The organism is Desulfovibrio oxyclinae DSM 11498 (assembly GCF_000375485.1).
In the GTDB taxonomy this organism is placed as follows: domain Bacteria; phylum Desulfobacterota; class Desulfovibrionia; order Desulfovibrionales; family Desulfovibrionaceae; genus Pseudodesulfovibrio; species Pseudodesulfovibrio oxyclinae.
Genome location: NZ_AQXE01000004.1, coordinates 86,802 through 113,009, shown reverse-complemented (window position 1 = coordinate 113,009; position 26,208 = coordinate 86,802). Strand labels below are relative to the sequence as shown.

Here is a 26,208-nt window from a genome sequence, read left to right as displayed (position 1 = left end):
CCCGGCCCGGAAATCGGGTCGCAAACGTCTCAGGCCAAGGAGATCAGCCATGGACCTCGCCAGAGTCACCGCAATCAACGACCAGCTCAACGACCGCTATGTGGCAGAAAATCGCCACGAGGACGTGGTCACGTATCCCAAGCTGATCACCCTGACCACCACCATGCGCTGCAACTACCGCTGCTGGATGTGCTACCAACAGCACTTCAAAGGTGACATGGACTGGAACATCGTGGAGCGGCTGCGGCACGTGCTGCCCTTCGTCAAGACGGTGCAGGCCTTCGGCGGCGAGCCTCTGCTGTACGGCAGGCTTGAGGAGCTGTGCGAGCTCTCGCGAGAAAACCGCTGCGAGCTGGAGATGATCACCAACGGCTCCATGCTGGACGAGCGGCGACGGTCCATGTTCGTGGACAACGAGACCTCGCTGATCAAGGTCAGCCTTGAGGCCGCCACACAGCAGACATACGAATCCATTCGCGGCGGCGACCTTTTCGCCACGCTGGGCAACCTTAAAGCGCTGGCAGACGAGCGTTCCAGAAAGGGCCGGAACAAGCCGCAGCTCCAGATCAATTTCGTGGCCATGGAGCGCAACATCCGCGAACTGCCGGACCTTGTGCGACTCGCCGCAGACCACGGCGTTGACCGCGTGCTGGTGCTTTTCATGAACGCCCAGAAGCGCGAGGAACTGGCCCGCGAATCGCTCTTCCTGCACCAGAACCTGAGCGACGAATGCATGGCCGCCGCGCTGGATGCCGGAAAGCGTCATGGCGTGGACGTCACCGTTCCGGGTTTCTTCGGCACGCCTCCGTCCAGCTTCAACGAGGCCGAGGTGGATCACACCTGCCACAGCCCGTGGAAGAACTGCCTTATCGACATGGAAGGCAACGTGCGCTTTTGCTGCGGCAGTACCCCGCCGCTTGGCAATATTCTGAAAACGGATTTCGACGACATGTGGTTCGGAGAAACGGTCAGGCCCTTCCGCAAGACGGTGAACACCGAAAAGCAGCCCAAGAGCTGCCAGACCTGCCGGGTGAAATCCCGCAATATCAACGACCCGTTCTTCCACATCCGCGACCGCGAACTGGCCGAACGGCTGATGGCCGAAAAGGGGCTGTCCTAGCCGCGCTCCCGGGCCGCATCGCAGGCGCGGCGCGCCTTGCCCAGCGCCATCAGGAAAGACTTGGCCATGCGCTCCACATGGCGGAAGTAATAGCGCAGGCCCTCGGCCTGACGCTCGGCATCGCCCGACTCGAAAACCTCCGCGTGGAAATGGCGTGAGTCGAACCCGTCAAAACGTTCCACCATGTTGCTGATGTTGGAGCCGTCCATCTGCTCCAGTACCGCCGCACCCTTGGCCAGCAGCGAGGCGTCGTCCGCCTGCCGCAGCTGTTTGGACGCATCCGCGATCTGCTTCCACAGGGACAGGTCACGCTCGATGAACGCCGTGCAGCCCCGCAGGTTCACTCTCGGCTCCGGGGCCGAGAAGAGCCTGCTGAAACGCGAGCCGATGCTCCTGCGCTCCAGCACCGGAGCCGGGTCGTAAGCGATGCCTTTGCCGAAGAGCAGGCTGCCCTCCGACGTATTCACGCACTCGATGCCCGAGGTGCGGATTTCCTCGCACAACCAGAGGGCCGCGTCGCGGAAGTTCGGCGTGGAATAGACGGTCCTTCCGTCGGGCAGTTCCACCGGACAAAGCTGGGGATGGCGGTTGATGAGTTCGCGCGCGGCAGTATCGCGGGAATCGTGATGGACCGTGCCCTTGGCGTAGCTCAGGCTCCACGGGTTGTCGGACCCCAGACGCGCCCCCACCAGCACGGTCCCAGCGCAGCCCATGTGCCGCGCCAGCGAGAAGGCCGTGGAAATCACCGAGCCGTGCAGCCGCAGCATGGGGCGCTCGGGAAAGACTTCCGGCATGAAGGAGCCGAACAGATATTTCTGGCGGAAACGGTCGCCTCCGAGGTCCGAGAGGCAGTGGCCCACGAGGATGGTTCCCGGAGACTGGGGGATGCGGCGGAAGACTTCGCCCGATGCCAGCGAGTTGTCGTTGATGATCACGAAGTGCGGCCGTACGTCTGCTTCCAGCAACGGCTTCACCGCGTTGTTCACGCAGATGATCACGGCGCGATCCGCGTTTTCGCGGATGAATTCTATCTTCTCGCCAAGGTCCGGTCCGGCCGCCACCAGTATGGCGGTCTCGTCGGAGAAGGCGTTTCGCAGGACGTCCATGCCCGGGCGCGTCAGGTATTCCGGAATGTTTTCATAGGCGTGCAGCTGCTGGTCGTACATCATGCCGCGCGTGATGTTGCGGATGGGCACGGATTTGAGCAGCCGCTGGTTGCAGACCTTGTAAATCACGTGACGGTAGAAGAGGATCTCCACGTACTCGATCACGCTGCGTACCCATTGTGGGCAGGATTCACCCAGGGACTCGGATACGTGAAAGACCGGAAAGCCCATGGTGAAGAGCTTTTCCGGCAGCAACTCCTGAAGCGGCGGTGAAAAATCGTAAACATCGCCGCTGAAAAATATCAGCCCCTTGGCCACCAGTTCCTTCACGCCACGACTTTCGGCAAGCCGCGCGATGCGCTCCTCATCCGGGTCGAAGACCAAAACCACGTTCTGGCCGCCGTCACAGAGGCTGTCGAACGTTTCGCTCTCCACGGCGCCGAGAACCACGTGCAACCGCGTAAACGCCTGCGCGCGCTCCAAGGAGCAGCCCTCCGGCAGAAAATCAAACACCGCCTGCTGCGAACCGGCGAACGGGCGCTGGTACTGGGGACGCTCGAACGCCCACAGCGGCGTGTGGCCCGAAACCGCATGGCGCGGCGGATCATCATGAACAGGCCCGGCGGCACACTCGTCCACCCTGCCGCCACGGAACAGGGCCCCGAGTTCGGTCAGGGCCGCCAGCCTCGGATTCTCACTCATTGATATTGCTTTCCTCCTGCGGCACCAGCCCGTTTTCGCCCCGAGTGTGCCGAATGCTGCAAACCGGACAGCACAGCTCGTCGTCGAGCCGTTCGGCGCAGCGGCAGACCCAGCCGGAGACCCGCGCCGGATTGCCGAGAACCAACGCGTGGTCGGGAACGCTTCTGGTTACCACGGCCCCCGCTCCAACAAAGGCGTTCCGGCCGATGGTCACGCCGCAGACCACGGTGCAGTTCGCACCGAGCGTCGCGCCGGTCCGCACCAGCGTCTCGCGCACCTGATCCATGCGCGGAGTGTGCGATCTGGGATTATGCACGTTGGTAAAGACCATGGACGGACCGCAGAAGACGTCGTCCTCCAGCGTCACGCCCTTGTAAACGGAAACATTGTTCTGAATCTTGCAGCCGTGGCCCATGCTCACGTCCGGCCCGATCACCACGTTCTGGCCCACCTTGCAGTTGCGTCCCAGCTCAGTGCCGGGCAGCAGGTGCGAGAAGTGCCAGATCGAGGAGCCCTTGCCCACCTGAACGCCCGTATCCACCACGGCGGAAGGATGCACGAAGCAGTCGTCATCCGCGCAGGACCTGTCAAACACCTCCAGCGAGACCGGCTGACGGGTGTCCATGGACCGCTGACTGGCCTTGAGCACGCGCAGCACGCGCACGCCCTCGTGACCGTCGGTCCTTGGGACCGCACCGTCACGGATGCATTCCAGAAAATGCAGGCATTCCTGCCTGAGCGGTTCCTCAGGCTCCACGGCAATGTTCTGCCCTTCGGCCTTGTCCGGCACCGGGACCGCGCCCTCCCAACGGATGGCGTGGGGATACAGCACCAGCTTGCTCTCCCACGGCTGACCGTCGTCGAAGACCAACATGCCGCGGTCGCCCACCACGACCAGCTTCTGCTCCTTGAAGGGATGCAGCCACGACACGAAAAAATGCGCCTGTGCCCCGGACGGGAATCGCAGCATGGAGACGGTGACATCGGCGATCTTGCTGTGCAGATAGCAGCCGCCCTGGCACAGCACCTCCTCGGGTTCCTCCTGCATGAGCGAGAGGACCATGGACACGTCGTGCGGGGCAAAAGACCACAGGCTGTTCTCCTGACGCCGGATCATGCCGAGGTTGAGACGGTTGGAGTAGACGTAGTCGATGCGCCCCAGCTCGCCTGAGCGGGCCATCGCAAGCGTCTTGAGAAAGGCTGGATGATATTGCAGCAGGTGCCCCACCATGAGCACGAGCCCCTTGTCGCGTGCCAGCCGGGTCAGGTCGCGGGCCTCGGCCACGTCGAGCGCCAGCGGCTTTTCCACGAACACGTGCTTGCCCGCAAGCAGCGCCTCGCGCGCTATGGATGCGTGCGTTTCCGCCGGGGTGGCGATGACCACGGCATCCACCGAAGGCCTTCGCAGCACATGACTCAGGGCCACCGAGGTCTCCACGCCGGGATACTGCTCGGCAAAGGTCTTCAGGGCTTCCTCGTTGGCATCGCAGATGACGTCGAGGGCGCCGAGGGAGTGAAAATTGCGTACGAGGTTCTTGCCCCAGTGCCCGGCGCCGATGACCGCAACCGAAATGTCCATGTCGTTTTTCCGCCTTTCTCTCGCGGACCTTGGCGGGTCCGCCGTGTCATAATTCCGTCGCCGCTGCCGATGGGAGCAGTAATGCAAAAGGCTTACCGAATGTGGCGCAACGTTCCCCTGATAGACCATGCTTTGGCTTTTCGCAATTGGTCCGCACGCTTTCGGATATTGCCCGCTTCCCAGCTTTGGCGTATTGAGGGCCCATGAAAATCGGCATGCTGCAACTCAATCCGGTGGTGGGGGACCTAGAAGGCAACGCGCGCATGATCGCGCAAGCCGTGCGCGAGGCCGCGCAACAGGGCGCGGACTTCTGCATGACCTCGGAGCTGGCCCTGACGGGCTATCCCCCGCGCGACCTGCTGCTGTACAGCGGTTTCGTCAATCAGGCGGCCGAGGCCGCCGAGGCACTGGCAAGAGAGCTGGCCGACGCGCCGCCGCTGCTGCTCGGCAACATCTGTGAAAACGCGCTGGGAGAAGGCAAGCCCGTATTCAACTGCGCCCAGTGGTGCCGGAACGGCGAGGTGGAACGCACCTTCCGCAAGACGCTCCTGCCGACCTACGACGTCTTTGACGAGGCGCGGTACTTCGAGCCGAACCCCGAGTTCACCCCAGAAGCGTCCATACTCAAATTTCAGGGCAGGACCTTTGCCGTGAGCATTTGCGAGGACGCATGGAACGACAAGGATTTCTGGGATACCCGCAGCTACCGCCGCGACCCGCTGGAGGAAGCCGCCGCGCTCAAACCATCCTGCATCCTGAACCTCTCCGCTTCGCCCCTGTCCCTGAGAAAGCAGCGGCTTCGCGAGCGCATGCTGAGCGCCGTGGCCAAGAAATTCGGCGTGCCGCTGGTCTATACGAATCAGGTTGGCGGCAACGACGACCTCATTTTCGACGGCCGTTCCAGCCTCTTCGATGCCGACGGGACCCTTTGCGCCCGCGCCCCCGGTTTCGAGCGGAGCGTTTTCGTGGTGAACATCGACGCCCCCGGTCAGGACGCGGTGAGCGAGGACAGCTTCGATACCGAACCGGAAGCATGGCGCAGCCTCGTGCTCGGCACGCGCGACTATGTCCAGAAAAGCCGCTTTTCCAAGGTACTGCTGGGACTCTCAGGCGGTATCGACTCCGCGCTCACTGCGGCCATCGCCGTGGAAGCTCTGGGTGCGGAGAACGTGTTGGGCGTGCTCATGCCCTCGCCTTACTCCAGCAAGGGAAGCATCGACGACTCGATGAACCTGGCGGAAAAGCTGGGCATCAAGACGCTAACGCTGCCCATCGAGCCCATAATGCAAGAGTACTCCAAGACCCTTGCCGAGCCGTTCAAGGGGTACGGCATGGATACCACCGAGGAGAACATCCAGTCCCGCATCCGGGGCAACCTGCTCATGGCGCTCTCCAACAAATACGGAGCGCTGCTGCTGACCACCGGCAACAAAAGCGAGCTGGCCGTGGGTTACTGCACCATCTACGGCGACATGTCCGGCGGCTATGCCGTCATCTCGGACGTGAACAAGACGCTCGTCTTCGCCCTGTGTCGCTGGCACAACCGCAACGTGCGCGACGCCATCCCGGAGGAGATCATCTCCAAGCCGCCCAGCGCGGAGCTGCGCCCCGACCAGAAGGACGAGGACTCCCTGCCGCCCTACGAGGTGCTGGACGCCATTCTGGAACTGCATGTGGAGAAGCATCTCACAGGACCGGAGATCGTGGAACGCGGATTTGCCGCCGAAACGGTGGCGCAGGTGCTGCGGCTGGTGGCGGGCGCGGAGTTCAAGCGCTGGCAGGCCGCGCCGGGCATCAAGCTCACCCCGCGCTCCTTCGGCACGGGCTGGCGCATGCCGCTGGCCTGCCGCAGACCATTGTAGTCGGTTGCGGTCCATTGCGGACCGGCCGGGCTACTTTTTCACGAAATGGAAGAGATACCGCTGCCCTATGAACTTGTCCGGGCGGTGGGATTTGACTGTCTTGCGCATGGAGAAGCCCAGCGGCTTGAGCACGCTCACGATGCGCTTGATCTGCGTTTCCCCGATCTCCATGACCAGCTCCTTCGAGACCTCGCCCATGGCGGTGACGAAGCCTTCCAGATCCTTGACCCAGTGCAGCATGTTCATGGCCATCATGATGTCGCACTCCGGCAGCGGATCCTTGTTCACATCGCAGATGCGAAACTCCGCAACGGAATCGCGAACACCGGCGAGATACTCTGCCACGCTCACGGAACTGGGGTTGAGCTCCAGTCCGATGATTTCCGCCGCGCCGCATTCCTCGACCTTGAACGAAAAATAGCCGTGCATGGACCCGAGGTCCACCACGCGCTTTCCGGAGAAATCCACGCCGAGCATGGACACGTTCTTCCATGACCTGTCCGAACGGGTCATGCCGCTGATGATGCGTTTTCCGTCCACCTCGATGGTCTGGTAGAACGGCGTATAGGTCTCGGAGTCCGCCACCTTCTTGATCACCTCGGCGTATTCGCGTGGCAGCGACGGATGGTGCGTTTCGGCATTGGCACGGGCCCATTCCATGATGGCCTCCGGGCTCTCCACCACCTCGAAGCCTTCCGGATCGGGCATGGTGTTCAGGTCGAACTCGCGAGCGAGGTTGTCGCCCTTGCGTTCTTCCGGGGACCGATGCGCGTTGTCCTTGATGTATTTTTTCATGCGCTGGATTTCGCGCAGCTTGTAGTACTTGTAATGGGTCTCGCGGTCGGGTGACAGGGAGAAGCCCTTGATGACGGCGTACTCCCCGTAATAGTTCATGGCGTTGTTCAAAAACGTGTGCAGAATGTACGGAAAACGGATGCGCTCGCCTTCAAACACGATGTTCTGATAGCGGTTGCCCTTGAGGATGTCGCGGAAGATATCGGCGTATGCCTTCTGGTTTTCGGCGGTGTGCAGATTCACCTGCGCCAGTTCGATGCCGAGTTGCTCGCAGACCTGCCCGTTGATGCCGTCCAGCCAGATGTGAAGGTATCCCAACTCGTCCGCCAGTTGCTTGGCAACGGTGGTTTTCCCTGCGGCGCGTGGGCCGGTAAGGCAAATGATCTTGGGACTGTGGGTATATTCCGTCATGTGATCTTCCGAAGGTTTCGGACACGGCTTCAGCTGCCGCGCCCCATTGTCCGGGCTCGTGCCGCGGAAAAAATGACATCCGCGCCAGTATCAAGCAAAAGATGCGCCAAATCTCCTTTTCATGGCATCCCGCATCCGTGCTCTTCCCATCTCATTTCGCCAGCACCCTTGAATCTCGTGCGGATTCGGCTATGGTGTTCCAAAGTCCGCGAAAAATTCGTTCAGGAGCAGAACCATGCTGTATTTTCACCCCGTCTTTCAGGCCGTGGCAACCCTGCTGGCGCTTTACGCGCTGACGCTTGGTTTTCGCAGGTTCCAGTTCAACCATCTGAAAAAGCGCGTCGCCTTCAACTGGAAGCGCCACGTGTTCGTGGGCCGTCTGGCGCTTGGCATGTGGATGCTCGGCATGGTGGGCGGGCTGATGATGGCCCGGATATACTGGTCCACGACCCTGCTCACCGGGCTGCACTGGCAGGTGGCTTTCTGGATGCTGCCGCTGATCCTGTTCGGGTTCGCCACCGGAGAAGTCATGAACCGCCTCAAGGAACCCCGCAAGATCCTGCCGCTGCTGCACGGCCTCAACAACCTCATCCTGATATGCCTCGCCCTGTTCCAGTTCTACACCGGCTGGCACGTGCTCAAGGATTTCGTGCTCTGATTTTTCGGCTTTCTTGACCTGAATCAAGGACTGCATCCCTTTTCAGAGGCATGGTGTAGTCGAACCTCACCTCCATAGATAGGGAACAGTCACCTCCCGTCATTTTCGGCGCGGGTCCGAAAAAACGATGCCGACGGCCACGTCAGCGGATATACGTGGGAAGATTGAGAAATACGTTGGTGGTGTAGGTCACCATCCTGTCCATGATCCATGGGAATGATATGAGCAACACCAAAAAGATGGCGATGATCTTCGGCACGATGGTCAGGGTCATCTCCTGAATCTGCGTGGCGGCCTGAAAGATACTGATGATGATGCCAACGGCCATCCCCACGCCGAGCATGGGCAGGGCGATGGTCAGGGTCAGCTCGATGGCTTCTCTTGCAAAGCCGATGACGAATTCCGGTGTCATGGACGCACCTCTCCCCCGGTTTGCCTTTGTCCGCGCGTCACTGGAAGGTGTTGACCAGCGAGCCCACCACGAGATTCCAGCCGTCCACCAGAATGAACAGCAGGATTTTGAACGGCAGGGACACCATGACCGGCGGCAGCATCATCATGCCCATGGAAAGCAGCACACTCGCCACCACCATGTCCAGAATCAGGAACGGAATGTAAATGAGAAAGCCGATGGTGAAGCCGGTCTTGAGTTNGCTGATGGTATAGGCCGCCACCAGCAGAATGGTGGAGACTTCTTCCTTGTTCTGCGGCCGCTCCGCTCCGGTGATGGAGTAGAAAACCGAAAGATCCTTTTCCCGCGTGTGCTTGAACATGAACTGACGCGGCGGCTGCTGCGCCCGCTCAAGCGCCTGGTCGAAGGTGATCTCCTCGGCCAGATACGGTTGCAGGGCCTGATTGTTCATGTCCTTGCCCACCGGATACATGATCACGAAGGTCATGAAGATGGCAAGGCTCGCCAGCACCTGGTTGGGCGGCATCTGCTGCGTGCCCATGGCCTGACGCAGGAAGTGAAAGACGATAATGATGCGCGTGAACGAGGTCATGGTCAGCAAAATGGCCGGGGCCATGCTGAGCACGGTGAGCAGAAACAGTATCTCAAGCAGCGCGGAGACTTCGCTCGGCTCGGCCTGTCCGGCCGCGAGCTGCATGGAGAGCCTCGGAATGCTCGGTTCCTGGGCAAACGACACCAGCGGCAGCAGCACGCAGGCCGCCGTCGCAAGCAAAAGGCCCCACCCGAGGAGGCTAGTCGTCTTCCGAGACACTTTCAGCAAGGGCTTCCTCGAAATCGCTCAGGTTCTTCCTGTCCAGATCGGCCAGCATGTTGATGTGCTGGGCCGTTGCGCCCACCAGAAAACGGCGCTTGCCGTAGCGCACCACGCAGACCGTCTGATGGTTGCCGAGCATCACCCGCTCTTCCACCTTCAGGTCGCCGCGGCCTCCAGTTCCGATCCCGGCGGGGGCGAAACGCTTCACCAGCCAGTACGCCGCGTAGATGAGCAGCAGCACGAAGCTCAGCCAACCCAGCGTGCTGAGCACGGAAAGGCCCGTATCGAACACCGGACCCTGCGCCGCAGTGCCGTTGGCTACCGCCGCCGTGGCGTTGGCTGCGGAGCCCATATCAGCCAAGCTGCTTGACCCGCTCAATGGGGCTGATGATGTCCGTCAGCCGGATGCCGAACTTCTCGTTGATGACCACGGCCTCGCCGCGCGCCACCAGCTTGCCGTTGACGTAGATTTCCAGCGGCTCGCCGGCCAGCTTGTTCAGCTCCACGACGGATCCCTGACCCAGCTGCAGCAGCTCGTTGATGAGCAGCTTGGTGCGGCCGAGCTCGGCGGACACGTCCAGCGGGATGTCGAGGATGAAGTCCAGATCGCGCTTGGAGCCGTCACCCGCGCTGCTCTTGGCCTCGCCGGTCATGTCCGTGAACTTGTAGTCGTGCGCCTGCGTGGAGAGGTATTCCTGCTCCTTCTCGTTGCGCACTTCATCGTGCTCTTCGCTGGCGAGAGCGCTGGCCCATTCGTCGGCCAGTGCCTGATCACCGCTTGCAGCGGCCTCGCCGCCGTCACCGACGTCATCGTCGGTATCGAAGTCATCACTGAGCGCTGCGGCCCATTCTTCGGCAAGCTTATCTTGTTCGTCAGCCATTTCCACACCTTCCTTGATGTTGTACAGGTTCGCGCGTCCGCTTTCCGACACGCCGAAGGTGGTTAAGCAAGATCCGTGCTACTGAATCACCATCTCGGTAATGTAGACCCTGAGAACGCTGCCGTTTCCGAGTACCTGATTGAGCCTGTCGGCGATCTGGTTCTTCAGTTCTATCTTGTCCTGCAAGGTCGAAAGCTCCCCGTACGTCTTGCTGGAAAGAAGCAGCAGCATGCTGTCCTTGATTTTGGCCTGATTGGTCTCCAGCTCTTCGAGGACCTTCTCGTCGCGAACCTCGACTTCCACACCGAGCTTGAGATAGCGACGGCCAAGCGGATCGGCAAGGTTCACGAGGAACACCGGCAGCGGCTTGAGGATGCCTTCCTGCGGCGTTTCGGCCGAGGACTGCTCGGAAGCGGTCTCTTCAGCGGCCGGTTCCTCAGGCGCCATGAACTTCATATAGGCAAAGTAGCCGCCCGCGCCGAGAGCCAGCAGCAGCACGACTATGATGATCCACTTGAGCTTTCCGCCCTTTTTCTCTTCTTGCGGGAGTTCTTCGTCAGCCACGGTTCACCTGTCCTTATTATCGTTGGTCAAGCCTTTTCTAGCCCGAAAACGCTCCGATTACCAGAGGGGAGAACGTCTGTGCAAAGACCAGAGGCGCCTATGGATATCCGCCGATGGGCCGCTGGGTCTTGAGCAGAATCTCCACGCGCCGGTTCCGGCTTCTGGCCTCCGGCGAATCACCCGCCACCGCGGGCCGAGTGTCGCCATATGCGGATATGGCGAGCCGGTCACTGGTCAGCCCGGCCTCGCGCAGGAAAGTCAGCACCGAGATGGCGCGCTCCTTGGAAACCTGCCACGGATCGGGCGCATCATCCACGGAGTCCGCATACCCGGCCACGTCGATGGGCGCGCTCGTTGCAGTCATGATGGGCACCAGCGCATCCAGCAACTCTCGCCCCGTGTCGGAAAGTCGCGTCCCGCCCGGCTCGAACAGCAGGCGGTCCGTGAAGACGAGTCCCACGCCGTCCCACTTGCTCAGCACCGTGAGGTTTTCCTCAAGCTCCTGACGGTTGATCTCCGGCGGCAGCACCTCGTCCGGGAACAGCAGATCCTTCAGCCGGTTCTGCTTCTCCAGCACTTCCCACGGTTTTTCCATGAGCTCCGCCACCAGCCGCTCTTTCGCGCTCACCCGCCCGGAACCTCGGGCGCTGAGCAGGCCAAGGTCCGCCTGTGTCACGGTCACGGTGGTCAGCAGGGTGTTGTCCATGCTGGACATGGTCAGCAACAGCACGAAAAAGGTCAGCAGCAGCGTCACCAGGTCGGAAAACGTCACCAGCCACAATGCCATGGGCTCGCAGGCTTTCTTTTTCTTTCTGGCCATGGCTACCGTTCCTCTTCCGGCGCCTGTTCTTCGACGTTGAAGATGAAGCCGTCGATCTCCACGGTGCCGTCATCGACCTCCTGCTCGGGCGGCAGGCCGGCATCCAGCTCGCGCGCGGAGTTGTCGCTGCGCTTGTCCAGCACAATGTCCACCCTGCGGTTGGCCTGTCGGCCTTCGGGGGTGGCGTTGCCGTAGCTGGGCTTGTAGCGGCCAAAGCCTTCAACCCGCATCATGTCGGCAGGGACGTCTTCATCGAGAAAGAAACGGTAGACCGCAAGCGCCCGGTTCAGGCTCAACCGCCACGAAGGGTCGGGGATTTCCTGTTCGAGCGAGGGCATGTAGTCGAAGCCTTCCTCGTCACGCATTTCCGAGGTGTGACCGGCAATGAGCACGGGCCAGCGCAGGTTGCGCAGCACCGGGGTCGCCACCGTGAGTATTTCCATGCCGCGCCGCGAAAGCCGGACCTCGCCCGGAGCGAAGAGCACGTCAGCGTTGATGGAAAGCACCTGCACGAATTTGCTGGACTGGAAGCTCAGGTCGTTCTGCACGTCCTCCCACAGCAAAGGCTTGAGGGGCTGAAGGTCACCGGAATCGATAGGCCCCGGCTCGACAGTGCGTTTGGTGTCCTTCTTGGAATAAAGCTCGTAGCTCTGATCATGAAAACCGAAGGTGCCGATGATGGAGCCGAGCACCACGAGCTTGCGACGTTCGTCGATGCGGGCCATGGAGACGAGCAGCACGAAAAAGGTCAGCATGAGCGTCATCACGTCGGTGAACGTGATGAGCCAGGGCGGCATGGTTTCGCATTCCTGCTTCTTCTCTTTCTTTGCCATGGAGCTTCGTCATCCCTTCTGCGCCCGGCGGACCGGGGGCTAGTCCGAGGCAGCCCTGTCCTTGGGCGGCAGGAAGCTGTTGAGCTTTTCCTCGATGATGCGCGGGTTTTCGCCCTTGGAGATGGCGAGGATTCCTTCCAGAATCATTTCGCGAATCAGGATTTCCTCCTTGCTTCTGGCCTTGAGCTTGCCCGCCATGGGGTTGAACACGAGGTTGGCGAGAATCGCGCCGTACAGCGTTGTGAGAAGTGCCACGGCCATGGCCGGGCCGATGGTGGAGGGATCGCTCATGGTTTGCAGCATCTGCACCAGGCCGATGACGATTCCGATCATGCCCATGGCCGGAGCCATGGTGCCCATGATGGCCACGACGCCCGCGCCCAGCTCGTGACGCTCCTCAAGGTAGGATATCTCGGTCTCCAGAATCTCTTGAATGACCTGCGGCTCCAGTCCGTCCACCGTCAGCTGCAAGCCTTTTTTCATGTATTCGTCGTCGATCTCCTTGATCAGCGGTTCAAGGGACAGGATGCCTTCGCGGCGGGCGCGGTTGGCGTAGTCCTTGAAGCGCTCGATGATGGAGGCCGGGGTGTCGATGCTGGAAAAGAAGGTATTCTTGATGACCCCGATGACGCCGATGACGTAACTCAGCGGGTAGTTGACCAAGGTGGCCCCGATGGTTCCGCCCAGCACGATGAGGGCCGACGGTATGCTGATGAAAGTGATCAGGCTGCCGCCGGTCAAAATGGCCGCGACCACCAGACCGAATGAGAGCACCAGACCTATGACAGTTGCCAGATCCATCCCGAATCCCCGGTTTAGGTGTTGCTATTTCGGAGGCCGGGCCCCGAAGATCCTTGTGCCAACGCGGACGAGGGTCGCGCCCTCTTCCACGGCCGGGACGAAGTCCCCGGTCATGCCCATGGACAGATGCGGCAGGGAGATGCCCAACCGCTGCCCGATGCCTTCGCGAAGCTCCCGAAGCCGCGCAAAGAACGGCCTCGCCCGTTCCGGCTCGTCAAAAAACGGCGGCATGGTCATGAGCCCGCGCACCCGAAGCCCGTCCAGTTCGGACGCTTCGGCCACGAGCCGCTCCAGCTCGTCAGCTTCCGCGCCGCTCTTCTGTTCCTCGCCCGCGAGGCTGGCCTGTATGAGCACGTCCTGAACGGTGCCGCGCTCGGCAGCCTTGGCGGCGAGCTTTTTTGCCAGCTTCAGCGAGTCCACGCTGTGCACCAGCTCGAAATTTCCGGCCACGAATTTGGCCTTGTTGGACTGCAGCCCGCCGATGAAATGCCAGCGCACGTCGAGCCCCTGCAATGCTTCCTGCTTGCCGGCCGCTTCCTGAACGTAGTTCTCGCCGAAGTCCAGATGCCCGGCATCCGCCAGTGCCGCAATATCCGAGGCAGGATGCAGCTTGGACACGGCCACGAGGGTCACGTCTGACGCGGCTCTGCCCGCTTTTTTCGCGGCCTCGGCCAAGTCTTCCTGCACCGCCTGAACCCTCTCGCTCAGCTCCGTTTTTCTCGCCTGCGTGTATTCCTGCATGAGACGCCTTATATTTCCGGGCTTTGGGCCTCCATCATCCTTATCGGCCCATTGTTCATTCAGTTTAGCGAACCTTACGCGAAAATCCGCTTCATAGCCACTTCCGCTGCGAAGTACGTCACCCCCCACGCAAACGCAACCCCCCGCAATTCCGGCAATTCAAAAAAGTCTAGACATCTCGGCGGGCTGCGTTTTTTCCTGCAAAAAAATTCCTCACCTCCACACCGGATTGAGTGAAATGCATCTGAACCCCGGTTAAAAAAGGCATTTCCCGTACGGAAAAATCACTCCTTTTCTGGCACAGGGTTCCGGTATGTGCTAGCCCTCTTTTCATGAACGTGACGCAGATAGAACGCCGCATTATAGAAGCGGAAATGCTGGAACGGGTCTACGCGGAGCTCCGTCGTACCTTGGACGACGAGGCCGCGCTTGAAGCGGTGGCGAATATTGCCGAACGCGCCGGACGAAAAGGCGGCGAAAGCTTCGCCGCATCCGCACCCCACGGGCCGAGCCTGGCGCATTTCAAAACCGTGGTCGATATCTGGCGCGCAGGAGGTGCGCTGGACATTGAGGTGGATACCGACGAGCCGGACGAATTTTCCTTCCGCGTCACCCGCTGCGGCTACGTTGACGCCTACCGCCGCCTCGGCCTGCCCGAAGAGCTCTGCCGCACCATCTCCTGCAACCGTGACGGCCCCTTTGCCGAGGCCTATGACCCGCGCCTGATCCTTGAACGCCCCTGCACCATCGCCACCGGAGCCGAAGCCTGCCGCTTCCGCTTTCTGTGGAACGAATAACGAGGTTCTCCCATGACCGCCGACAATCTGAAGACCGCCGTCATTGCCGTGCTGTGCATCCTTGTTGCCGCACAGGCCGCGTGGATCGTGCACCTGAGCCCCATGCCCGAAATTCCGCCCACACCCTCGGTCAAAGAGGCCCGCACGGCTCCGGACCGCTCCGGCGTTGAAGTGGAGCTGACCGCCCCGGTGGACACCGACGCCGTCCCCGCCGCAAAGGCGGCCACGCTCAAACCGCAAACCGGTGGCGAGTGGGAGTGGAGCAACCCGTATCTGCTGCGCTTTCGTGCCGACAGCCCGCTGGCGCAGGACGCCGAATACACCCTGAAGATGGCTCCGGCCCTGAATCTTGACGGCGAGACCGAATTCACGCTGCGCACCGGCACGTTCCGCGTGGAGGAAATCCGCATGCGCGAACAGGCAGGGCCACGCCCCGGTGCTGCGATCATTTCTACCTTCGTCCGCTTCACTGCTCCCGTCTCCCCCGAGGAACTGCTGAAAAACGCGACCCTCACGGATTCAGACGGCGAAGCCTTGCCGTTGCAGGTGACCACCTCGTGGAGTTCCCGCCGAATGGAGCTTCGCTCCGATCCGGTGGAGAAGACTCCGGACGGGGCCACCTATAGCCTTACCCTCAAGAGCGGCCTGAAGCGCTCCGGCTCGGAACTGGCGCTGGACCGCGACTCGCAGGCCGAGATCGAACTGAAGCTGAATCCGGTGCTGACATTTCGGGGTGCCGACCCCTTTGCATCCGGCGGCGAAACCGGCATCCGGCTGACCTTCTCCACACCCATGGACGCGCGCAAAGCCGCGGGGCACGTCTCGGTCTCCCCGAAGGCGGACTTCAACCTGCGCGCGGATGGCGACAGGCTGATACTTCAGGGCGGATTCACTCCCGGCGAGCGGTACGACGTGAGCCTGCAACAGGGCCTGACCGCCGCGGACGGGGCCGAACTGGCCGAAGGCGCGACCGTCACAGTGACCGTGCCGGACCTGCCGCCCTCCGTGGGATTCGTGGGGCAGGGGCTGTTCCTGCCCGACAGCCGCCGCGCGGGTCTGGCGCTGGATGCCGTCAACACGGACGAAATCACGGTGCGCGTGGACCGTGTCTACCCCAACAACCTCTTTTCCATGCTGCGCGAATACGGCTGGCGCATCTTCGACAACGACTGGAACCACTCCGGCGTTCCCTACAGCCTTGGCGGCAAGGTCATGGAACGTTCCGTCCCGGTGGATGCAAAGCGCAACGAGAGCGTGCGCCTGCCCCTGCAGTTCGGCGACACGTTTGCCGAAGGCGAGCGCGGCCTGTTCAAGGTCAGCGCATCCATCAAGGGCCAGAACGGAGCCAAGCGCTGGATGATCGTTTCCGACATCGGCCTGATGGCCAAACGCGGCAAGGACCGCTTTCTGGTCTGGGCCGTGTCCAACACGACGCTTGAACCGCTCTCCGGAATCCGGCTGACGCTGGTGAGCGACAAGAACCAGCAACTGGCGCGCACCCGCACGGACCGGGCCGGGAGCGCCTCCCTGCCGCTGCCCGCTGATGATGAGGAAGGGCGCCCCTACCTGATTCTGGCAGAACGCACCGGCGGCGACTTCACGTTCCTGCTGCCGTCGCGCTTCGAAGTGGACACTACCGGACTGGACGTTTCCGGTTCGCAGAGCGTGCCCTCCGGCCTGCGCGCCTACCTGTACGGCGAGCGCGACCTGTACCGCCCCGGCGAGACCCTCAAGGGACTGGCCGTGGTGCGAAAGGACGACCTGACCGTACCGCCGGAAATGCCTTTGGTGCTCGTGCAGCACGACCCGCGTGGCCGCGAAATCCGCAAGGTACGCCTGACCACGGATCAACACGGCTCTGCGGCCTTTGAGATTCCTCTGCCCGACTATACGCTCACCGGCCGCCACAGCCTGACCCTGAGGGCCGGGGACCGCGGCATCGGCACCCTTGATTTCAAGGTGGAGGAGTTCGTGCCGGACCGTATCAAGGTCGAGGTGAAGACCGCCCACGACACCTTCAGGCCCGGACAGACCATCAAGGCCGAGGTGCGCTCCAGCTACCTCTTCGGTCCGCCCGCGTCCAAGTTGCCCGTCACCGCCCGCGTCCGGTTGGAATCCGCTCCTTTCACCGCTCCGGGCTATTCCGATTACGTGTTCGGCAACCCGGACCAGCCCTTTGAGCCGCAGGAAGTCTTCAGCCGTAACACCGTGCTTGACGAAGACGGCCATGCCGAATTCGAGATCCCCGTTCCCGACGGCCTGACACCGCCCTCCGCCCTGACCGCCACCATCTTCGGTCGCGTCAGCGAGTCCGGCGGGCGCGGCGTCATGGCCCGCAAGAGGGTGACGATACACCCTTACGAATCCTATATCGGAATCCGCAAGCTCAATAAAAACGGGTATGAATATGGGCAACCGTTAACTTTCGATTTTATTTCCACCGACCCCTCCGGTACCCCGACGGAGCATGGGGAACTACGCGCCGCCTTTTACCGGGACCGCTGGCGCACGGTGGTCCGCAAGTCGCCTTCCAGCGGGTACCGTTACGAATCGGTCAACGACCCGGAACTGATTTCAGAGACCGTCATTCAAGCTGGCAAGGCCGAGGGCAGCGTGGACTTCACTCCCCCGTCCTACGGCAGCTACCGCGCGGTCATTTCGTCGCCCCGCACCGGGGCCTCGGCTCAAGCGGAGTTCTTCTGCGGCGGCTGGGGATACTCACCGTGGGCACTGGAAAATCCCGCGCGCATCGAGCTGGTCACGGACCGGGAGCAATACGATCCGGGCGACACTGCCACCGTACAGGTGCGCGCTCCGTTCCCGGGCCGTCTGCTGGTCACCGTGGAGGGCGACGAAGTACATCACTCGCAGACCGTACAGCTCGACGGCAACACCGGCGAGGTCACCCTGCCTGTCAAGGCGCATTACGCGCCCAACGCCTATGTCACCGCCATGCTGATCCGCAGGGCCGGGGACGTGCCGGAAGGTTCGGTGGGCCGCGCCTTCGGCGTCACGCCGCTGCTCGTGGACAATCTTTCCAACAGGATGGAGATCAACGTGGACGCACCCGCCGAAGTGCGACCGGAAACCGAAATGACCATGACGGTCAAGACGCAGCCCGGTGCCGTAGTCACGCTGGCGGCCGTGGACGAGGGCATCATGCAGCTCTCCGGCAGCGACGATCCCGACCCGTTCGACTTCTTCTACGCCAGACGGGCGCTGGGCGTGCGCAGCTACGACACCTTCGCCCTGTTGTACCCTGATCTGGCCCGCATCATGGGCCGGGCGGACGCGGGCGGCGGTATGGCCATGATGGCCGAAAGCCGTTTCATGCGCACCGAGGGCATCCGCCGTGTCAAGCCTGTCTCCTTCTGGTCCGGCCCGTTGACGGCCGATGCCGAGGGCACGGTCCGCTACACCGCGAAGCTCCCCGATTTTCAGGGCGCGCTCCGCATCATGGCGGTGGGCCTCGACGGCAAACGCTTTGGCGCGGCACGCCATATGACGCGCGTTCGCGCTCCCATCGCCCTCACTCCGACCCTGCCGCGATTCATGGCCCCCGGCGACTCAGTACGGATGCCGGTGACGGTGCGCAACGATCTCGGCTCCGAAGCGGGCATCACCGTGCGAGTCAAGGCTCAAGGTGCACTTTCCAGCAATGCCAAGGGGATGACCCTGCAACTGGCCGACGAAGCAGAGCAGACCGTCCACCTGCCGCTGACCGCCGCCTCAGGCGCTGGCGGCAAGGGGACCGTCACGATCACCGCCGAGGGCGGAGGGGAGTCGCGATCCGTGACCGTGGAACTGCCCGTCCGCCCGGCGCTTCCCTACAAGCGCGAAGCAGCCTTCGGCAGCATCAAGGGTTCCGGCGATCTGGTCCCGGCGGCACAAGGCTTCGTGCCCGGCACAGTGACCCGCGAGGTCAGCGTTGGTACCATGCCTCTGACCCGTTTCGCGGGCAAACTGCGGAACCTGTTGCGCTACCCGTACGGATGCGCCGAACAGACCGCGTCACGCGCGTTCCCGCTGATACGCTTCGGCGACCTCGCCCGGGCCATGGCCCCTGACGCGGTGGATGAAAAGGGCCCGGCGTTCATGGTCCAGTCCGCCATCATGCGGTTGCTCTCCATGCAGAGCGGTGACGGGGGGTTCGCCTTCTGGCCCGGCGGCACCCGCTCCCATCCGTGGGTCAGCGCGTACGTCACGCACTTCCTGCTGGAAGCGAAGCAGGCCGGATTCACCTCTCCGGGGATGCTTCAGCGCGCCCTCGGGCACATGCGCACCCTCGGGGCACAGCGCGGTTCCGATTTCAGCACGACAACCTACGCCCTGTTCAACCTCGCCAAGGCGGGCAGCCCGGACCGTGGCTCCATGGACGAGCTGCGCGACAACCGCAAGAACCGGCTCTCGGCCGCCGACCGCACCCTGCTGGCCTGCGCCTATGCCCTGTCCGGCGACATGGAATCCTACAACGCGCTACTGGCGGAGCTGCCACAAATGAAGGCTGGCCGCGCTTCCGGCGGCGACATGGGCTCCGAGCTGCGCGACAACGCCCTGATGCTGCTGACCCTTGCCGACGCCGCACCGGACGACCGGCTCGTACCGCAGTTGACCGAAAACGTCTCGCGCCTGATGGCGGCAAATCCGTGGGGAACCACGCAGGAAAACGCGTTGGCCTTTGCGGCCGTAGGCAAAGCTCTGGATCTCGGGGATGCGGCACCGCTTTCCGGCGCCCTCGTTCAGGCCGGAACGGATCATCCGTTCAAGAACGCCGAGACCTTCGCCCGAACCTTTGACGGAGGAGGCGCTCTGGAACTCCGACTGGACAGCCCTGAAACCACGGCGTTCTGGTCAGCGACCACGCGAGGCATTCCGCAAAAGGCGGAAGCCGCAAGCAACGGGCTGAACGTACGGCGCACCTTCCTCGACAGACAGGGGCGTCCTGTGGATATCGCCACGGTTGAGCAGGGAACGCTTCTGATCATGAAGACCGAGGTGCGCGCCGAAACCGACGTGGAAAACGTGGTGGTGCAGGCACTGCTCCCAGCCGGAATGGAAGTGGAAAACCCGAGGCTCGAATCCTCGGAAACCGCGACCTTCTCCGGGGAAAAGGAACGCCCGCTGGGGGGGCATCAGGACCTGCGCGACGACCGCATCCTCTTCTTCACGGATCTGAATGGCGGTGTCTGGCACGCAGGATACTCCCAGCTGCGGGCCATTACTCCCGGCAGCTTCGCCCTGCCCCCGGTTCAGGCGGAAGCCATGTACGACCCGTCGATTTTCGCCCTCGGCCCCAAGTCGGATGAGGGTGCCGTGGGACGGACCGATGTGACCGTCAAGGAGTAGGCCGTGAAGCCTGTCCACCGCTGCTCCGCCCCCGGAGGCACCGGATGCAGGATGCTGCGCATTGTCGCGCTGCTGCTCCTGTTTTTCGGGGCTTTTCTGGTGCTCGACGCGGCTTTCCCGTTTCCGCAGGAACGACTCTCGCCCCCGGCCGGGGTGCGGGTGCTGGACCGGAACGGTGTCGAGCTACGCCGCTTCACGGCTTCGGACGGCATGTGGCGCTTCCCGACAGGGCTTGAGGACATCTCTGCGCAACTCGTGACCGCGCTCATCGAGTCGGAAGACCGCTGGTTCCGCCTGCATCCGGGCGTGAACCCGCTGGCGGTGATACGCGCGGCATGGAGCAACCTCACGCAGGGCCGCGTGGTCTCGGGCGCATCCACGATCCCCATGCAGATCGCTCGGATGGCCGAACCCCGGCCCCGAACTCTCGGCGCCAAGATCATCGAAACCTTCCGCGCCATGCAGCTGTCCCTGCACCACACCAAGGACGAGCTGCTGCGCATCTACCTGAACATGGCCCCTTTCGGCGGCAACATCTACGGCGTGGACGCGGCCTCGCGCATCTACTTCGGCAAACCGCCGGACCGACTTTCGCTGGGGGAATGCGCCCTGCTGGCCGTACTGCCGCGCTCACCCAGTCGCTACGACCCGGCCCGGCATCCGGAAACGGCCCGGCGCGTGCGCGACCGGGTGCTTGAGACCCTTTTGCATCGCGGCATCATCGGGCCCACCGAATCGGCACGCGCCAAACGGCAGCCCATGGTGGCCTCGCGGCGCAACTCCCGAATGCTTGCCCCCCACTTCACCCTGCTTGCCAGGCACCGTCTGGGATCCGACACGGTCCTCGAAACCAGCCTCGACCTCGACAGCCAGCGAGTGGTGCAACGACTCACGGCCCGCCACGCCGCCCGCATCAAACAGCAGGGCTTGCAGAACGCCGCCGTGGTGGTGCTGAACCGACGCACGCGCGAGGTGCTGGCGCTGGCCGGCTCCGCGGATTTCTTCGACGACCGCACGCAAGGGCAGGTCAACAACGCTCTCGCCGCCCGCTCGCCCGGCTCCACGCTCAAACCGTTTCTCTACGCGCTGGCCTTCGACAAAGGCACGGCCCTGCCCGGGGCGCGGCTGTTGGACGTGCCCACGGACTATGCCGGGTACCGCCCCGACAATTATTCCGGGACGTTCTCCGGACAAGTGGATGCTGCACACGCCCTGTCGCGTTCCCTCAATGTCCCGGCAGTGCGGCTGCTGGCCAGAACCGGTCTGGACGACTTTCACACCCTGTTGAACAACGGGGGACTGGAGAGCATCGACCGGCCCGCTGCCACCTACGGGCTGCCGCTGGCGCTCGGAGCCTGCGAGGTACGACTCATGGACCTCGTCAACCTGTACGCCACGCTAGCGCAGGGGGGCGAACACCGACCGTGGCGCATCGCTCCGGGAGAACCCGGCCCCGCGACGAGCCTGTTCAGCCCGGAAGCGGCACGCATGGTTTCGGAAATACTCACGAACGTGGCCCGGCCGGACATGCCCGATTCGTGGCGGCTCACGCGCGACCGGCCCGCCGCGGCGTGGAAGACCGGGACATCCTTCGGGCACCGGGACGCATGGGCCGTGGGTTTCGGCCCGACGCTTGCCGTGGGGGTATGGGTGGGCAACCCGGACGGCACGCCGGTCAAGGGCATCTCGGGAAGCCGACACGCCGGGCCGCTGCTGTTCAACGTTCTGCGCGCGCTGGAGCCCACCTCCCGCGACCTGCATCTCCCCGAAGCCCCCGAACTGCGCACTGTCAGGCTCTGCGCCGCCAGCCGCCTGCCCGCCGGACCGGACTGCCCCGAGACCGTGGAATCCGTTGCCGGGCCTCGCGTGACCCTGTCCCGGTGCACGGACCACAAGCGCGTACTGGTGGACGCCAAGTCGGGCCTGCGCCTTCAGGGAGACTGTCTGCTAAAGCGTCCCGCCGAATCCGTTGTGACACGCACGGTCCCGCCGGAACTGGCGGCGTGGCTCGCCGCCCAGCACAAGCCGGTCCCGACACCGCCGAAACCAAGTCCATTCTGCACCGGGATTCCAGACGGCGGACCGTCCATAACCTCACCCTCCGAAAACACCCCCTATCTGCTGCGCGACGATACGCCTTCAGAATACCAGCAGATCGCGCTCGAAGCAGCCACAACGGAACCGGAGCGCCCGCTGTGGTGGTACGTGGACAACCGTTTCGCCGGGAAAAGCAACGGGGGCGGCAAGCTGTTCCATCGCGCCCGGCCGGGCATCCATTCTGTTTCCGTCACGGACGAGCAGGGCCGTACCGACAGCCTGATGTTCACGGTTCGCTGAACGAATTGTATTACGATTTGCCATCAAAAGAAAATCGGTACGACGCACAGGGCGTCGCACCGATTGATGATATGACTATATTTCGGCCTGTTGCGGGAGGCCGTCGAGCGAAGATTTACTCTTCGGCCGGATCCCCACCGTTTTCCGGGGCTTCTGGTTCGGCCGGTTCGGGCGCTTCGATTTTGGGACGTTCCATGGGCTGCATGTATCGGGCGAACACGAGGAAGCCGGTGTGGGCCACCATGCGATCGTCCGGGCGCAGACGCTCGGCCACGGGCTTCCACTGGCGCACGAGGATTTCGAGCACTTCAAGACTCTTGAACGGACCGCGCTCCAGCCCGTGCAGCAGCTCGCTCACCTGATTGGTGGTAGGCAGGAGGAAGCCGCACATGGCGCCGGGGATGACGGCATCCGGGATGCTGTCGAGATATTCCCACGGGGTGCGTACGTCCAGGAACAGGGCATCCGCGCCGCTGTGGCGGAATCCTTCGGTGATGTCCTGATTGATCTGCTCCACGCGGTGGCTGAGACCAACGCGCTCCAGATTCTTTCTGGCGAGATTGTAGAACTCCTCACGCCGCTCGTAGGTGATGACACGACCGGTGTCGCCCACGGTCCACGCAAGGGCGGTGGTCAGGCCGCCGGAGCCGGTGCCCGACTCGATGACCGTGGAGCCGGGGCCGATGCCCAGCTTGAGCATCAGATAGCCGATCTCCTTGGGATACATGATCTGGGTCTGCCGTTTCACGCTCTTGATGAGATCGTAGAGCGTAGGCTTGAGCACCAGATACGGTCTGCCGAGATGGGAATGAACATACTTGCCGAAACCGGCCTCGGCCACGTCCGACATGAGGATTTTGCCCTCGTTGGTGTGCAGTTCCCCTTCAGGGTCGAATTTCTGCATGTACCGCTTGTTCTTGCGGCTGATGAGCAGCACGAGCTGTCCGGTTTCGATCATTAAAGGCCTCCGGGCGTTTTGAATGCCCTTGCCCTATGGTCAAAGTCGCCGCAAGTCAAGCTCTCCCTTGACAATCTCAACACATGGTTTAGATAAGCTATTGAGAAAACTTGCTGCCCGGTTTCGTTCCCGGGTGGCCATGCAAGGAGTCGCATGGGCTACAAATATGTATTCGGTCCGGTCATGAGCGGTCGTCTCGGCCGTTCGCTGGGGCTGGACCTGCTTGGCGGTCGCATCTGCAGCATGGACTGCGTGTACTGCGAAGTGGGCGCCACCCGGCAGCTGACCATTGCCCGCGCTCCGTACATTCCCGCCGAGGACATTCTCGACGAGCTGGAAAGATGGAAGGACGAAGGGCATGAACCGCCCGAGATGATCACGCTCGGCGGCCTCGGGGAACCCACCCTCAACACCGAACTTCCGTACGTCATAGAAGAGTCCCGCAAGCTCTTCCCCGGCGTTCCGGTGGCGGTGCTCACCAACTCCACCCTTCTGCCCGACCCCACCGTACGCGCCGAACTGGCGCAGGCGGACGTGGTCCTTCCGTCGCTCGATTCGCTCGTTCAGGACGAGTTCCGAAGCGTGAACCGCCCCGTTCCCGGCGTGGAAGCCGAGACCGTGGGTCAAGGCCTCGAACAGTTCCGTAAGGAATTCAGGGGCAAGATATTTCTGGAAATTCTGCTGGTCCGGGGAGTGAACGATTCCGACAGGAACCTGGACCTGCTGGCTGATTTCTGCCGACGCAACGCTTTTGATCGGGTGGACGTGGTGACCCTGAGTCGCCCCGGCACCGAGCGGTCCGCACTGGCCGCCGACCCGGAAACCGTTGTTCGTTGGCGCGAGGCGCTGGAGGCCGGGGAGGTTCCGGCCACCGAGCGGGAGGTTGTGCGTCAGGACGCTCTTCGCGACGAGCAGATCATCGAGATGATTCTTTCGTCGCTGGACCGCAGGCCGCAGACCGCCGCGCAGCTCTCGCAGGCGCTCGGCGTGGGAGAGAACCGAATGGAAAACCTGTGCATTGAACTTGAGCGGCGGGGAGAACTCGTCGCCCGCAGGGACCCGGACGGCACCTTCTACCACGGCGCGGGCCGCGAGATGCGCGATTAGCCGCCTCGTTTGGTTTGCAACGATTTTTCATTGAGAGGAAAACATGACCGCAAAAAAGAAGCGGCAGAAAATGTTCATCTCGGTTCTGCCGGGCGAACAGGTCGAGGTGGTCGTGGCCGAGGAAGGCCGCGTACAGGAATACTATGTGGAGATGGCGCATCAGGAAAAGACGCGCGGCAACATCTACAAAGGCTATATCCACAACATCGACAACGGCCTGCAGGCCGCGTTCATCAACTACGGGGCCGAACGAAACGGCTTTCTCCAGATCGACGAAGTCCATCCCGAATACTACACCGGCAGCTACAAGCTGCGCAAAGGCGCCAAGTATCCGCTCATGCAGCAGGTGCTCAAGCCGGGACAGGAAATGCTCGTGCAGGTGGTCAAGGAACCCACCGGCAAGAAGGGAGCGTTCCTGACCACCAACCTTTCCCTGCCCGGACGCAGCTTCGTCTACACCGTGGGACGCGACCAGATGGGCGTCTCCCGCAAGATCGAGGACGAGAAGGAACGCAACCGCCTCAAGAGCATACTCGAAACCATGACCCCCGAGGAAGGCGTGGGCCTCATCGCCCGCACCGCCGCAGTGGGACAGTCCAAGGCCGCGCTGGAGCGTGACTACAAGTACCTCAACCGGCTCTGGAAGGACGTCCGCAAGAAGGCGCAGGAGGTCAAGGCGCCCTCCATCGTCTACAAGGAACTGAACCTCGCGGCCCGCTCCGTGCGTGACTACCTGACCTCCGACGTGGTCGAGATATGGGTGGATGACGCCGACACCTTCGAAGAGGTCAAGCAGTTCGCCGCCCTGACCTTCCCCAGAAAACCCAACCTCGTGAAACTCCACTCCGACCCCGAGCTTTCCCTGTGGGAACGCTTCAACATCACCAAGCAGATTCAGGAAGTGTACTCCCGCGAAGTGACCCTGCCCTCCGGAGGACGACTGGTCGTGGACGCCACCGAAGCCCTCACCGCCGTGGATATCAACTCCGGCAAGATCGGCGGAGAACGCAACTTCCACAAGATGGCGCTCAAGACCAACATGGAAGCCGCCGAGGAGATCGCCAGGCAACTCCGTCTGCGCGATATCGGAGGGCAGATCGTCATCGATTTCATTGAGATGAAAGATCCGAAACATTGTCGGGAAGTGGAGAAGACCATGCGCTCCGCCATGAAGGTGGACCGCGCCCGCACGGACGTCGGCCGCATCTCCAGCTTCGGGCTCATGGAAGTGGTCCGCCAGCGGCTCGGCTCTTCGGCCATCTCCCTGAGCACCGAACCCTGTCCCTGCTGCGGCGGCACCGGCATCCGCCGCAACATGGAATGGCAGGCGCTGTCCGCGCTCAAGGACATCCACCGTATGCTCAGCAAATCCGACTGCTCCGACCAGCTCGTCTACCCCTGCCATCAGGAACTGGCGCTCTACCTGCTCAACAGCAAGCGCGAGGTGCTGGAACGGCTCGGCAGCCGCTGCGGCAAGACCATTCAGGTGGAAATAGAGCCAAGCATCTGCGGCCACTAGCGCAGGATCGGCACATTATCACACTCCGCCCCCCGAGTTCATTTG

Annotated in this window: 21 protein-coding genes; 8 read left to right on the top strand and 13 right to left on the bottom strand. The window is 62.6% G+C overall.

Features of this window, described 5'->3' with window-relative positions; genetic code table 11:
• Positions 1-49: 49 nt before the first annotated feature.
• A complete protein-coding gene (locus tag B149_RS0105865; RefSeq protein ID WP_018124246.1) occupies positions 50-1,120 on the top strand; it encodes a radical SAM protein in 1,071 nt (356 codons plus the stop codon).
• Here B149_RS0105865 and B149_RS0105860 read toward each other — a convergent pair.
• Together B149_RS0105860 and B149_RS18915 are read right to left on the bottom strand one after the other, a co-directional pair.
• Positions 1,117-2,928 carry a motility associated factor glycosyltransferase family protein gene (locus B149_RS0105860; protein WP_018124245.1) on the bottom strand — a complete coding sequence of 604 codons (1,812 nt, stop codon included), beginning with the start codon at positions 2,926-2,928 and terminating at the stop codon, positions 1,117-1,119. The two genes, B149_RS0105865 and B149_RS0105860, sit on opposite strands and share 4 nt — an antisense overlap.
• A complete protein-coding gene (locus tag B149_RS18915; protein ID WP_018124244.1) occupies positions 2,921-4,507 on the bottom strand; it encodes a Gfo/Idh/MocA family oxidoreductase in 1,587 nt (528 codons plus the stop codon). Before B149_RS18915 ends, B149_RS0105860 begins: the two co-directional genes overlap by 8 nt.
• 203 nt (positions 4,508-4,710) lie before the next feature.
• Here B149_RS18915 and B149_RS0105850 point away from each other — a divergent pair, with 203 nt between their 5' ends.
• The gene (locus B149_RS0105850; RefSeq protein WP_018124243.1) at positions 4,711-6,369 is read left to right on the top strand and encodes an NAD+ synthase; all 1,659 of its coding nucleotides are present in this window, start codon (positions 4,711-4,713) and stop codon (positions 6,367-6,369) included.
• A 30-nt stretch (positions 6,370-6,399) separates the two neighbouring features.
• Here the strand turns inward: B149_RS0105850 and B149_RS0105845 are convergent, their stop codons facing one another.
• The gene (locus B149_RS0105845) at positions 6,400-7,575 is read right to left on the bottom strand and encodes a methyltransferase domain-containing protein (RefSeq protein WP_018124242.1); all 1,176 of its coding nucleotides are present in this window, start codon (positions 7,573-7,575) and stop codon (positions 6,400-6,402) included.
• Positions 7,576-7,810: 235 nt separating this feature from the next.
• On the opposite strand from B149_RS0105845, the gene B149_RS0105840 reads away from it, so the two are divergent.
• Positions 7,811-8,233, top strand: coding sequence for a DUF4079 family protein (locus B149_RS0105840; RefSeq protein ID WP_018124241.1), 423 nt, complete (start codon positions 7,811-7,813; stop codon positions 8,231-8,233).
• A gap of 142 nt (positions 8,234-8,375) precedes the next feature.
• Here the strand turns inward: B149_RS0105840 and fliQ are convergent, their stop codons facing one another.
• The 9 genes from fliQ to B149_RS0105795 form a co-directional block, all read right to left on the bottom strand.
• Entirely contained in the window at positions 8,376-8,645 is a 270-nt protein-coding gene (fliQ, locus tag B149_RS0105835) for a flagellar biosynthesis protein FliQ (RefSeq protein WP_018124240.1), read from the bottom strand.
• Positions 8,646-8,682: 37 nt separating this feature from the next.
• Positions 8,683-9,342: a flagellar type III secretion system pore protein FliP gene (gene fliP, locus B149_RS0105830; RefSeq protein WP_245533201.1), complete on the bottom strand. Its 660-nt coding sequence runs from the start codon at positions 9,340-9,342 to the stop codon at positions 8,683-8,685.
• 94 nt (positions 9,343-9,436) lie between these two features.
• Positions 9,437-9,811 carry a flagellar biosynthetic protein FliO gene (fliO, locus tag B149_RS16545; RefSeq protein WP_018124238.1) on the bottom strand — a complete coding sequence of 125 codons (375 nt, stop codon included), beginning with the start codon at positions 9,809-9,811 and terminating at the stop codon, positions 9,437-9,439.
• A gap of 1 nt (position 9,812) precedes the next feature.
• Entirely contained in the window at positions 9,813-10,340 is a 528-nt protein-coding gene (fliN, locus tag B149_RS0105820; RefSeq protein ID WP_026167476.1) for a flagellar motor switch protein FliN, read from the bottom strand.
• Positions 10,341-10,418: 78 nt separating this feature from the next.
• Complete coding sequence (locus B149_RS0105815; RefSeq protein WP_018124236.1) at positions 10,419-10,904, bottom strand: flagellar basal body-associated FliL family protein; 486 nt, start codon at positions 10,902-10,904, stop codon at positions 10,419-10,421.
• 97 nt (positions 10,905-11,001) lie between these two features.
• Positions 11,002-11,724 (bottom strand): OmpA/MotB family protein, encoded by a 723-nt coding sequence (locus B149_RS0105810; protein WP_018124235.1) that lies wholly within the window; start codon positions 11,722-11,724, stop codon positions 11,002-11,004.
• Positions 11,725-11,726: 2 nt separating this feature from the next.
• Positions 11,727-12,557: an OmpA/MotB family protein gene (locus B149_RS0105805; RefSeq protein WP_018124234.1), complete on the bottom strand. Its 831-nt coding sequence runs from the start codon at positions 12,555-12,557 to the stop codon at positions 11,727-11,729.
• A 39-nt stretch (positions 12,558-12,596) separates the two neighbouring features.
• Complete coding sequence (locus B149_RS0105800; protein WP_018124233.1) at positions 12,597-13,358, bottom strand: motility protein A; 762 nt, start codon at positions 13,356-13,358, stop codon at positions 12,597-12,599.
• 24 nt (positions 13,359-13,382) lie between these two features.
• A complete protein-coding gene (locus B149_RS0105795) occupies positions 13,383-14,099 on the bottom strand; it encodes a YggS family pyridoxal phosphate-dependent enzyme (protein WP_018124232.1) in 717 nt (238 codons plus the stop codon).
• Between the two features lie 332 nt (positions 14,100-14,431).
• Here B149_RS0105795 and B149_RS0105790 point away from each other — a divergent pair, with 332 nt between their 5' ends.
• From B149_RS0105790 to pbpC, 3 genes are read left to right on the top strand one after another with little or no spacing between them, the layout of a single operon-like run.
• Positions 14,432-14,896 carry an L-2-amino-thiazoline-4-carboxylic acid hydrolase gene (locus B149_RS0105790; RefSeq protein ID WP_018124231.1) on the top strand — a complete coding sequence of 155 codons (465 nt, stop codon included), beginning with the start codon at positions 14,432-14,434 and terminating at the stop codon, positions 14,894-14,896.
• A 12-nt stretch (positions 14,897-14,908) separates the two neighbouring features.
• Positions 14,909-20,242 carry an alpha-2-macroglobulin family protein gene (locus B149_RS0105785; RefSeq protein WP_018124230.1) on the top strand — a complete coding sequence of 1,778 codons (5,334 nt, stop codon included), beginning with the start codon at positions 14,909-14,911 and terminating at the stop codon, positions 20,240-20,242.
• Between the two features lie 3 nt (positions 20,243-20,245).
• Complete coding sequence (gene pbpC, locus B149_RS0105780) at positions 20,246-22,579, top strand: penicillin-binding protein 1C (RefSeq protein ID WP_245533197.1); 2,334 nt, start codon at positions 20,246-20,248, stop codon at positions 22,577-22,579.
• A 115-nt stretch (positions 22,580-22,694) separates the two neighbouring features.
• Here pbpC and B149_RS0105775 read toward each other — a convergent pair whose 3' ends face one another.
• Positions 22,695-23,537, bottom strand: a complete 843-nt coding sequence (locus B149_RS0105775; RefSeq protein WP_018124228.1) for a tRNA (adenine-N1)-methyltransferase — start codon at positions 23,535-23,537, stop codon at positions 22,695-22,697.
• A gap of 153 nt (positions 23,538-23,690) precedes the next feature.
• Between B149_RS0105775 and B149_RS0105770 the strand changes: the two genes are divergently transcribed.
• On the top strand, positions 23,691-24,644 hold the full coding sequence (locus B149_RS0105770) for a radical SAM protein (protein WP_018124227.1): 954 nt from the start codon (positions 23,691-23,693) through the stop codon (positions 24,642-24,644).
• Positions 24,645-24,687: 43 nt separating this feature from the next.
• The gene (locus B149_RS0105765; protein ID WP_018124226.1) at positions 24,688-26,163 is read left to right on the top strand and encodes an Rne/Rng family ribonuclease; all 1,476 of its coding nucleotides are present in this window, start codon (positions 24,688-24,690) and stop codon (positions 26,161-26,163) included.
• Positions 26,164-26,208 lie beyond the last annotated feature (45 nt).

What these genes read in the sequence shown, in the direction of transcription:
- B149_RS0105865 (WP_018124246.1), top strand. Translation starts at nt 50, where the DNA reads ATGGACCTCGCCAGAGTCACCGCAATCAACGACCAGCTCAACGACCGC.
- B149_RS0105860 (WP_018124245.1), bottom strand. Translation starts at nt 2,928, where the DNA reads ATGAGTGAGAATCCGAGGCTGGCGGCCCTGACCGAACTCGGGGCCCTG.
- B149_RS18915 (WP_018124244.1), bottom strand. Translation starts at nt 4,507, where the DNA reads ATGGACATTTCGGTTGCGGTCATCGGCGCCGGGCACTGGGGCAAGAAC.
- B149_RS0105850 (WP_018124243.1), top strand. Translation starts at nt 4,711, where the DNA reads ATGAAAATCGGCATGCTGCAACTCAATCCGGTGGTGGGGGACCTAGAA.
- B149_RS0105845 (WP_018124242.1), bottom strand. Translation starts at nt 7,575, where the DNA reads ATGACGGAATATACCCACAGTCCCAAGATCATTTGCCTTACCGGCCCA.
- B149_RS0105840 (WP_018124241.1), top strand. Translation starts at nt 7,811, where the DNA reads ATGCTGTATTTTCACCCCGTCTTTCAGGCCGTGGCAACCCTGCTGGCG.
- fliQ (WP_018124240.1), bottom strand. Translation starts at nt 8,645, where the DNA reads ATGACACCGGAATTCGTCATCGGCTTTGCAAGAGAAGCCATCGAGCTG.
- fliO (WP_018124238.1), bottom strand. Translation starts at nt 9,811, where the DNA reads ATGGGCTCCGCAGCCAACGCCACGGCGGCGGTAGCCAACGGCACTGCG.
- fliN (WP_026167476.1), bottom strand. Translation starts at nt 10,340, where the DNA reads ATGGCTGACGAACAAGATAAGCTTGCCGAAGAATGGGCCGCAGCGCTC.
- B149_RS0105810 (WP_018124235.1), bottom strand. Translation starts at nt 11,724, where the DNA reads ATGGCCAGAAAGAAAAAGAAAGCCTGCGAGCCCATGGCATTGTGGCTG.
- B149_RS0105805 (WP_018124234.1), bottom strand. Translation starts at nt 12,557, where the DNA reads ATGGCAAAGAAAGAGAAGAAGCAGGAATGCGAAACCATGCCGCCCTGG.
- B149_RS0105800 (WP_018124233.1), bottom strand. Translation starts at nt 13,358, where the DNA reads ATGGATCTGGCAACTGTCATAGGTCTGGTGCTCTCATTCGGTCTGGTG.
- B149_RS0105795 (WP_018124232.1), bottom strand. Translation starts at nt 14,099, where the DNA reads ATGCAGGAATACACGCAGGCGAGAAAAACGGAGCTGAGCGAGAGGGTT.
- B149_RS0105790 (WP_018124231.1), top strand. Translation starts at nt 14,432, where the DNA reads ATGAACGTGACGCAGATAGAACGCCGCATTATAGAAGCGGAAATGCTG.
- B149_RS0105785 (WP_018124230.1), top strand. Translation starts at nt 14,909, where the DNA reads ATGACCGCCGACAATCTGAAGACCGCCGTCATTGCCGTGCTGTGCATC.
- B149_RS0105775 (WP_018124228.1), bottom strand. Translation starts at nt 23,537, where the DNA reads ATGATCGAAACCGGACAGCTCGTGCTGCTCATCAGCCGCAAGAACAAG.
- B149_RS0105770 (WP_018124227.1), top strand. Translation starts at nt 23,691, where the DNA reads ATGGGCTACAAATATGTATTCGGTCCGGTCATGAGCGGTCGTCTCGGC.
- B149_RS0105765 (WP_018124226.1), top strand. Translation starts at nt 24,688, where the DNA reads ATGACCGCAAAAAAGAAGCGGCAGAAAATGTTCATCTCGGTTCTGCCG.